Here is a 9,812-nt window from a genome sequence, read left to right on the forward strand (position 1 = left end):
ACCCCATGGCAGCACCAGCGTCCTCTTCCAACTGAGACCCAACCAGCCGAGACCCGCAAACCTTAATCCACATCCCCAAGGCACACACCAACTCCCCCTCATCTACGAGGGGGAGTTGGTGGCTTTTCTTGCACACTCCCCAACGGCCTAGATGCCAACCCCTACGAAGGAGAGGCCTGCCAGGAGCAGAATGATGAGGCCTGCCCGACCAGTAGGCTGGTGACGTTAGCGAGGACTAGGCTAGCTCCGACTCTCGGGTAAGGAAAGTGTGGTCGATGCGTTGATAGCACCAGCGACGTGAATACTCGAGCCACGCTCACGCTTCTTTGCCTCTCGCTCATCTGGGGCTGTTCCTTCATCTTCATCAAGGTGGGAGTCGAAAGCTTTTCACCTGTTGAGATTGCGCTCCTGCGCACTCTTTTAGGCTCCGCCGTGATTCTCGTCATCGTCCGCGCACGAGGGCTCCAATTCCCGCATGGTCGTGGACTCTGGTGGAGGCTCGCCATCGCAGCAGCCGTCTCGAACACGATTCCTTATGTGCTCTTTGGATACGGAGAGACCCATATCAGCGCCATCTTGGCGGGCCTTCTCAACGCGATGACACCGTTGGTTACCTTCCCAGTAGCGATCATCGCCGGCATCGAACACTCCTCCTCTCGGCGTATCCTTGGACTGGCTCTCGGCTTCCTTGGCGTGCTGGTCGTGCTCGGCGTGGGTGGCAACATAGCCTCAGGATCGCTGCTTGGCAGTGCCGCCTGTCTGTTGGCCGCCGTCTCCTACGGCGTCGGTTTCGTCGTTGTCCGCAAGATCATCCCCATTACCGACGAGGCTCGTCTTGGTCTCGCTGGAGGACAGCTGCTCATGGCTGCCGCTGAGGCTCTCATCGTCCTACCGCTGTTCTGGCACGGTACCCAAGCGATCAATCCACGATCGATCATTGCGATCCTCCTTTTAGGAGTGATGGGAACAGGTGTTGCTTATATCCTGAACTACGCACTCATTCATCAGGTGGGAGCATTAGGCGCCTCGCTCACCCCCCTGGTGATGCCCATTTTCTCCACCCTCGCCGGAGCCTTCATTCTGGAAGAGCGCCTCATCTGGTACCAGCCCATCGGGGCCGCGCTCATTCTCATCGGTGCCTGGTTCGTCCAGCGCACCCCTCGCCTGCTCGCCCATGATTGATACTCGTTCCACACCTGCTGGGCTCAAACCTTTCTAAGCCCGAGTTCGCCTGGCGTGGACATACGACACACTGCTCAGCGTGCGTCTCGGTACTAGAAGAATTTAGCGCCTCTTGGGATCGGCCATCCCCGATATGGGTCATCATGTTGGCGGTATCGTTTCTCGCGCTCGAGACCAATTAGTGGGGTGAGGAGCTGCTGCGTTCAAGACAGGCCATCGTCCCAGCTGGCAGGTTGGCGATGGCCGCTGCTTCGAGCACCTCGGCGAGGCTAGCATCCTTGTCGGGATGCCAGGCGACCCAACGATCATTCGTTCGGGACCCTGGATCGCAAAAAAAGGCGTGGGCACCAAGAACGGGGGCTCGGTACTCTCCAAGGAGCCACAACGATGAGAGTCGTTGCTCGGTACCAGGGATCAGTGGTAGTTCCAGAAGTTCATCAGTGATGTCTCGGCCGCGAGGCTCCTCGTCACGGCCGTGAAGATGCAGTGGCTGGGTTCCTGCCATGGATGGAGCCGGTGGTCCCAAGCGGAGCCAGGTCAGCTGGGTCACTTTCTGCTGGTAGTCCGGCCAGCCATCAAAGACCAGACTCCCAATGAGGTCTGGGGGTTCTTCAAGGCCGGTTACCAGCTCGGAGTTCTGGACACCCTCTGGATAGTAGTGGTTGTGCCCCTGTGGAGATTGGGAAAAGTGATGGCGATCTTCTCCATTGAAACCTGGAGCTAGGTCCGGGGGATCGCTGTACAAACTATCCTGGCCCTCGATTCCTAATGACTAGAGCATCGCTCGACCCGCACGTAGATGGGCGGCGGTGGTGTAGGAGATAGAGGCAAGGCACCAAGTACGGGGTGTGTGGCCAGTCGATTCCGTATTGACAAACACATGCGTCGTATCCGCTGGGTTGAGGGGAACAGGGTTGTCAAGCATGCATGGCGAGAAGAAGCCGACGTCATAGATAGCGAAGCCCCCGAAGAGCGCATGTTTTAAAGTACAGGCGATATCCTCGTAGTAGCCCTCGTTCCCCTGGTAGAGCACCTCTGCGGTGTTGATCTTGTCGCACCGGTAGGTGCATGGCTCCCTCGGATCTACGAGATCGGAGGGTGGTGTTCCGCTCCAGGGCATCGATGTGCTCCTTTCTATAGCGATGTGTTCACGCAAGACAATCTGGACAGCAGTTGAATCTGGGGGATCGTCGGGTGCAACGCGCGACGCTGTGCGGGTCTCTAACCTGCATCGCGCCGTCACGTTGGCAGGGATGCAGTGTTGTCTGCAGGCACACTTGGAGATTCTCGTCACCGTCGGGACTGGAGCGAGAGGCGCGCAGTGTATCGCGGCATCGCTTCTCCACTGGAGCATGACCGATCCTCTCCAGAATGCGTTGCACATCCAACTTGTGGAGGTCAAAGGCTTTCGGTGAGCCGAATTGGAGACCAGGGTAGCCAAGATCGCCCCAGGCACTCGCGCGAACGACAGTAACCATTCCGATCCTTCGTCGATCCCTTACTGCACGGCGGTACACGTTCGGAGCAGGGTAATGCCGAGGGGTCCCAGCCCGCCCGAGGACACTGTGATAGGCATAGTAACGACGAGGAAGAAGACTCTTCACCGCAGCGGACGCCGTGTCAGGGGAGGTGAGAGGAGTTGGGCTGCCAGATGTACCTATTCGATTTGCGTTGGTAGTATCCGACTCGACGCTGGCCGTCAAGGATGATCCCTCAAAGTCCCATTATAGCGAGGTTAGCAACGACAATCGCCACTCTCGGCCATGCTTTGTCGGCGCATCATCGCCTTCTTTGCGCTTATCATCGTCATCAGAGTGGTCGTCCGGCACGACACCGAACCTAACACGTCGTGGCGACAACGACATGGCATCGTGCAATATTTTCGAAAGTTTATCATCTAACAGAGGCTCGCAGGCTCCTTCCTCCTCGACTGCTGTTGCAGCCAATAGCGCGAAGATCAAGAGCTGCATGAAGAGCCTCAGAGTGAGCGCGGCGCCTATTGCATCGCATCAATGACGACAACAGGATCATCTTGCTGGGGCCGCAAGGCATCGCCTCTCAAATCCATGGTCAGCCTCTCAAATCCATGGTCAACCTCTCAAACGCTCATCTCCAGCGACAAGGTGATACCTCGCTTGCCTTCGCGACGGGGTTGCGCGGTGGTGGGACAAGCGTACCAAAGCCCAAGACGACGTAACTGCCCTTACAATGGAGCACCTTGGCCAGGGTCAACCTGGTCTTTGGCATGTAGCGCCGATGCGGGAGGTCGGTTTCGCAGACGGTCCGACCTGCGAACACAGTGCTCTCGCACCTCACCCATCGACTTGCCGATCACCGATGGCAAAGCCATCTGGCACGAGCACGTCCGCGCGATTGAGCTCTGCGAGCGATGCCTTGCCCAACGCATAGAGCGTCTCCGAGACGCCGGCACGAAGAATCTCAAGGACATTGGTAACGCCAAGTGTGCCCCCTGCCGCGAGCCCCCAAAGGTATGGGCGGCCAATCATCACCGCTCGAGCACCGAGTGCTAGTGCCTTTACCACGTCAGAGCCCCGCCGCACACCCCCATCGAGCAGTACCTCGATGTCGTCACCGACGGCGTCGACGATAGCAGGCAGACAACGAACCGTAGCGGGAGTCGAGTCGAGATTGTTCCCCCCATGGTTGGAGACCGAGATAGCGGTCGCTCCGATATCTCGCGCTCGACGGGCGTCTTGGACCCGAGTCACCCCTTTGATCATGAAGGGTCCATCCCACTGTTCGCGCAGCCAAGCGAGATCATCCCATGTCGGAGGAGGGGTACGCATCCACTCCTCGAATGCCGCAAAGAATCCTGGAACTTCACCGCGAAGATCAGCCATGTTAGGGACCCCAAGGTCGGGCGGACCGCCTGCGGCAAGGTAGCGCTGCACGTACCCTGGTCGCCTCACGAGCTCCGGCAGATACCTAACGATTGCCTTTGTGTCGAGGCGTTGGGGAATCCACGGACTTCCCCAATCACGCCGAAAGTCAAAACACCAATCTAAGGTCACAATCAGACCGCGTGCGCCCGCCTCGCGCGCCCGCTGAAGCCGACTCGTCAAGAGCGACCGAGATCCTGACCAATAGGTCTGGAAGAGAAACTTCTCCGTCACCGCCGCGACGGCTTCAAGCGGGGAGGAGGCGAAGGCAGAGACCCCCATCAGGGTATCCGCTTCCTTCGCTGCGCGCGCCACGGCAACCTCGCCCTCCGGGTGCACCGCTTGGACACCAGTGGGCGAGAGAAGCACTGGGAAACTTACCGGTGTTCCCATGACGACAGTAGCAAGCGTTCGCTCAGCCGGTAGATCAGCTACCGTCGGCAGCAGTGCAAGACGAGAAAACGCTGCGACATTCTCGGATAAGGTCACCCCACCCTCAGCACCAGCGCGAATCGCCGCGAAGACAGAGGGCGGGAGTATCCGACGAGCACGACGCTCCGCCTCCGCCACCGATTCAAACCATGTGCGTGTACTCGACATCGATTACCTCCACCCTCTCGTACGTTACCACACACCTCGATGGGTACGGTCAACGCGTGAGGTCGATGCAGCAATGACGTATCGGTCTGGCTCTCGATACCACTTATGGTCGCTCGATCGCCAACAGTATCGTCGGCGGTTCCACGGCCCCTGATCATGTCAATAAGACTGATTCGCAATCGATCGCAATAGCGTCTCGATGACCCGTGGTGCTCGCTGACCAAGCTCCCCAATCAGAGCTCCGCGCCAAGACCGCTTCGCCAAGGATGCTGCTCACTCAGGCATACCAGTGCAGGCGCTGCTTAGGCGAACCTTGGCAACGATACGGGCGTCAGCCGTGGAGATGGGCGCTTCGCCCAGCAAAGTGATCGGAACTCAGAGGACATCCACTCATTTTGCAAACGGCGCACCAAGACTCTGACGAACGCTCACCCCGATCCGCTGGCTACTCGAAGTCATCGGCAAGCACGCTTCCGATCTTCTTCCCTAGATCCGGGATCTGGCGCCTCCGGATCACGGCAAAGACGAAACTGACAACCAAGAGGGCGAGCACAATCCACGGGAAAATATCAAACGGATAGGGCTGCCCAGGTTTGATCAACCCCCAGAGAGGTAGCACCAACGCAACGACACCAAGAATAGGAATGATAAGGTGTCGGAGTACCGAGAAAAGCTCTCGGTGCTCACGGAGAAAGTAGACCGGCAACGCAACGTTCAGCGCAAGATAGACCAGGATGATAGGGATCGTTCCAAGCGTCGCGATATCACCAGCGATGTCCAGGGGATTACCGTGGCTCGCCCACAGGAGCGTGATAATCAGCGCGATCAAAGAATAGGCCAACAACGAGACTACGGGAGTTCCATATCGGTCACTCAGCTTTCCGAGCACGCTCGGCAACAGCTTCTCTCGTCCAGCGCTGAAGATAATACGGGTCTGCGCGGTTGTTGCTCCGATCAGCGAGGAGAAGGTGCTGGTCAGACCAGCCAGGTAAACCAGAATGGATACCGGTCCAAGAGCCTTATCGGCGGCGGTGACGAATGGGGCCGAAAGTCCACCGATGGTCGTAGCGTTGTTGTGGAATGCCACCGAGGTCGTCCAAGCCATCAGAACGTAGATGATCGCCACCGAAATCGTCGCAATGTAGATGGCCCGTGGCACTGCACGTCTGGCGTTACGAGTCTCCTCCACCATAGCACCAGGGTTACCAACGCCGATGAAGAGAAACATCGCGAGTGGGAAGGCAAGCCCTAATCCCGATATACCCTTATGGATCAGGCTGGGCTCAAAGCTCGCAAAGTTCAGATGCGAGGAGTTGGTGATGACAATGGCTACCATACTGACGATGATCAGCAGCAGCTCGAATGCGAATGCCATCGTCGCCCACCGTGCGCTGACTTTGACGCCACGATAGACCAGAAAACTCACGAACGCGACAAACACAATCGTGATAGGCTCCCAGGCGATGGAGACATGGAGGTACTTCAGCAAGATCAGACTGGTCCAGCCACCCATGATCGCCATGACGTAGCCAACCGCGACGATGTAGCCGACCGAGAGCGCCCACGCCGTCATCACCCCCGGAATCGCTCCGAACGCCTTCCCGATGTAGGAGATATAGGAGCCAGAGCTCGGAGACACCTTGGTGAATTCCGTCAGGCTGTTCAGCTTCAACAGAATGGCGACCGCTGCAACGATAATCGCCAACGGGCTCGCGATACCCGCCGCTGCCGCGATGGCAGCGAATGAGAAGAAGAAGCTCATCGCCGGCGCCGTGTCGGCCAGCGAGACGCCAAGAATATCAGCGGTGCTCAACGAGTTTTGTCGAAGTCTATTCGACTTTTCAGTTGGCTTCACGTCCTCAGTCATCGATTCCTCCTCTTCGATCAACGCCACTACTCTACACCTAGAAGAAACACACCGAGCAAAACATCAGCATGTCCAACAGCGGATCGACTCCACTTACTGCCGCACCGAGCATGACTTTGGGAATGCTCTGATCTGGCGACTACTGCCTCCTTGCCTCCTTTGCTGCCCACGAGTCCGGCGACTGCGACTGCATCTCATCCAGGCTTTCACGATGTCTGGTAAAGAACAAGTTGACTATCGCCAACACAGTCGCACTTGACAGGCAACGATCAAGCACAGGATGCTTATCCTGTAGCGACCTCCACCACCGCATTCCATAGCGAACATGGTCCGTCGCCCACGCGCACCGCCAGGGTATTGGACGGTACAGATCCAATCGTTACAGTGAGTTAACATAACTCCCTACACGCACGAGCCAGAACGCATACTCTTACAGGTGAAGCAATTGGAGTGCGGCTAGATTCCTTCTATCGGGATCAGCCACACCTGAAACCGAAAGCGAAAATACCATGAGTTACCAGGCTGAATATATCTGGATTGATGGAACAAAACCAACGCCTTTGATGCGAAACAAGACGCGCATTATCCAAGATGGCAAGGCACCCGATATATGGGGATTTGATGGTTCTAGTACTAACCAGGCCCCTGGGGAGAACTCTGACTGCGTCCTGCAACCGGTCTTCCAGTGTCAAGACCCAATTCGCGGCGGAGATAATGTCCTCGTTCTCTGCGAGGTTCTTCTCACCGATTTCACCCCACACCCCACCAATACGCGCTCGGCGTTAGTGCAGACGGCAGAGCGTTTTGCCGACCAGGAACCGATGTTTGGCATCGAGCAGGAGTATACGTTCTTTAAGGATGGTCGGCCATTGGGGTGGCCAGTCAACGGGTTCCCTGCGCCGCAGGGAGCCTACTACTGCGGCGTCGGCGGGCAGAAGATCGTCGGCCGTGATATCATCGAGGCCCACACACTCGCCTGCATGGAGGCTGGTCTCCATATCGAAGGCACTAATGCCGAGGTCATGATGGCCCAATGGGAGTTCCAGATTGGCACGCTCGCACCACCTGAGATCGGTGACGAGCTTTGGGTCGCCCGTTGGCTACTCATGCGCATCGCTGAGGACTTCGAGGTCGAGGTCAACTGGGATGCCAAGCCCGTAGCCGGCGACTGGAACGGTGCCGGTGCCCACACCAACTTCTCCACCCTGGCTATGCGGAACGACTTCGATCCTATTATCGCTGGGTGTGAGGCGCTTGGCCGAAAAGTCGAAGAGCATATCGCCAACTACGGCGATGGTATTGAGCGTCGGCTCACCGGTAAGCATGAGACCGCCCGCTATGACGAGTTCAGCTACGGTGTCTCCAACCGTGCCGCCTCAATTCGCATCCCGTGGGCTGCCGCTAAGGCAGGCAAGGGGTGGCTCGAGGATCGACGTCCAAATGCCAACATGGATCCGTATACGGTCTGCCGTCTTATCATCGACACCGTCTGTTCGGATGCTGAGTCGTCCGCAGAGGCACCTTCGGCCGATCTCGCTGACGCCATCTGAGCCTTCGGCTTTTTATCGCCTCATCTAAGACGAGGCGCCGGCATTCGTCAATGTCGAGAGACCGCCCAACCATTTGCTTGGGCGGTCTCTCGACTTTTTGTTCCACTTACCCCTCGCGATCTGTACTATGGCCTCTTCCCGGTCGCCCCCGAGAGCGACGGACTATCGTGCCCGTCCCTTCCTTCTCACTTCTTCGACCCCCTTATAGTTCAAGATCTGACGCAGCTCATGAACAACCTCAACGAGATCAGTCTGTGCCTCCATCACTTCCGCGATCGGTTTATAGGCATCGGGGTGTTCGTCTAGAAGCGCCTCGGCACTTGGGGCATTCCAGCTCTTACCCGACATCTCGGCATTCAGCGACTCGACAGAGAGACTCCGACGCGCCTCCATCCTTGACAGGCGTCTGCCAGCGCCATGGGATGAACTCGTGTAGCTGGCTCTGCTACCTCGGCCACGGACAATATAGCTCTTGGCTCCCATCGAACCAGGGATAACGCCCAAGTCCCCGCTTCTCGCACGAATGGCACCCTTGCGCGTGAGCCAGACATCACGCCCATCATGATGCTCCATGACCGTGTAATTGTGGTGACAGTTGATCGCTGGTTCGGGTCGCAATGTGCGTCCAAGGAACCAAGCTACCTGGCGTACCACCTCATCCATCATCGCCTGACGATTCGCAAAGGCGTACTCCTGAGCCCAACGCATATCCTCGATATAGGCGTTGAATTCGTCGGTGCCTTCCACGAGATAGGCCAGATCAGGATCCTCGAGTTCAATAAAGTACTGGCGCATCAGCCCCTTGGCACACTCGATGTGTTGTGTAGCCCTAGCCATCAGAGCCCTTGAAGGGAGATCCACTACAGTCATATCAAGGGCGGGGAACGAGGAGTCACGATGAAGGTATACCCGAGGGAACAAAAGGAACGAATTCTAAGAAAGCTCCTGGAACTAGGGAGCGACGGGGATGCTCCTGACGGTACAATCTCCAAGCTTGCAAGGGCCGAAGGAATTCCGTTAAATACTCTCTACACCTGGAACGCCTCGTTGAAGCGAACCGGGGCCGTTGGTAAGTTCTCAGCGTCAGGTAACCCCTCGGTTACGCTCTCGTCAAAGGCAAAGTACGAGATTGTTCTTAGGACCGAGTCGATGACCGAACTCGAGCTCGGTACCTTTCTCCGGGAACGGGGGATATTGGCCGAGGATCTGATGCGCTGGAAGGTGGCCTGCCAGGAGGCCAATGACCGTTCGAGTATCGCCGCCAAGGAGTACCGTGCGAACTTAGCGGCCGAACGGACCAAGGTAGCTTCTCTAGAGCGTGAGCTTGCCCGCAAAGAGAAAGCTCTAGCAGAAACGGCAGCTCTGCTGGTGCTGCGGGGAAAAGCCCAGGCGTTCTGGGGGGACAGGGACGACTAATCCCTCTCCTAGAGCGCCAACAAGCAGTATCCCTGATCGCAGAGGCCAACAGTGCTGGCGTTAGCCTCTCTGTCGCAGTACGCGAGGTAGGGATCTGTGAGAGCACCTATGAGCGTTGGAGGGCCGCAGGTGGCGTAGATGCCACTACAGCATCAGCTGAGGAGATCGTGGCCGCGATCGTCGAGGATAAGCGAATCACCAGGGTCTATCCAACTCCACCTAATGCCCTGAGTGACAAGGAGAGAGCTGAGATCGTAAAGGTATGCGCCAGTCCTGAGTACTGCTCACTGCCACCGG

8 protein-coding genes are annotated in these 9,812 nt (G+C 57.5%); 3 read left to right on the forward strand and 5 right to left on the reverse strand.

What is annotated here, in order from left to right; all coding sequences use genetic code 11:
- Nucleotides 1-297: 297 nt before the first annotated feature.
- Nucleotides 298-1,182, forward strand: coding sequence for a DMT family transporter (locus tag M7439_RS06885; RefSeq protein WP_298342072.1), 885 nt, complete (start codon nt 298-300; stop codon nt 1,180-1,182).
- A 178-nt stretch (nt 1,183-1,360) separates the two neighbouring features.
- On the opposite strand, the gene M7439_RS06890 is transcribed toward M7439_RS06885, so the two are convergent.
- From M7439_RS06890 to M7439_RS06905, 4 genes are all read right to left on the reverse strand, one after another.
- On the reverse strand, nt 1,361-1,927 hold the full coding sequence (locus M7439_RS06890) for a hypothetical protein (protein WP_298342075.1): 567 nt from the start codon (nt 1,925-1,927) through the stop codon (nt 1,361-1,363).
- Between the two features lie 27 nt (nt 1,928-1,954).
- Nucleotides 1,955-2,302, reverse strand: coding sequence for a hypothetical protein (locus tag M7439_RS06895; RefSeq protein ID WP_298342078.1), 348 nt, complete (start codon nt 2,300-2,302; stop codon nt 1,955-1,957).
- 1,192 nt (nt 2,303-3,494) lie between these two features.
- Nucleotides 3,495-4,682 carry a pre-mycofactocin synthase MftD gene (gene mftD, locus M7439_RS06900; protein ID WP_298342084.1) on the reverse strand — a complete coding sequence of 396 codons (1,188 nt, stop codon included), beginning with the start codon at nt 4,680-4,682 and terminating at the stop codon, nt 3,495-3,497.
- A 445-nt stretch (nt 4,683-5,127) separates the two neighbouring features.
- Entirely contained in the window at nt 5,128-6,549 is a 1,422-nt protein-coding gene (locus tag M7439_RS06905) for an APC family permease (RefSeq protein ID WP_298342087.1), read from the reverse strand.
- 509 nt (nt 6,550-7,058) lie between these two features.
- Between M7439_RS06905 and glnII the strand changes: the two genes are divergently transcribed.
- Nucleotides 7,059-8,099, forward strand: coding sequence for a glutamine synthetase GlnII (gene glnII / locus M7439_RS06910; RefSeq protein ID WP_298342089.1), 1,041 nt, complete (start codon nt 7,059-7,061; stop codon nt 8,097-8,099).
- Nucleotides 8,100-8,261: 162 nt separating this feature from the next.
- Here glnII and M7439_RS06915 read toward each other — a convergent pair whose 3' ends face one another.
- On the reverse strand, nt 8,262-8,936 hold the full coding sequence (locus tag M7439_RS06915; RefSeq protein ID WP_308464434.1) for an RtcB family protein: 675 nt from the start codon (nt 8,934-8,936) through the stop codon (nt 8,262-8,264).
- A 60-nt stretch (nt 8,937-8,996) separates the two neighbouring features.
- On the opposite strand from M7439_RS06915, the gene M7439_RS06920 reads away from it, so the two are divergent.
- The gene (locus M7439_RS06920; protein ID WP_308464435.1) at nt 8,997-9,515 is read left to right on the forward strand and encodes a hypothetical protein; all 519 of its coding nucleotides are present in this window, start codon (nt 8,997-8,999) and stop codon (nt 9,513-9,515) included.
- Nucleotides 9,516-9,812 lie beyond the last annotated feature (297 nt).

The sequence above is a fragment of the Ferrimicrobium sp. genome (assembly GCF_027319265.1).
Taxonomy (GTDB): Bacteria; Actinomycetota; Acidimicrobiia; order Acidimicrobiales; family Acidimicrobiaceae; genus Ferrimicrobium.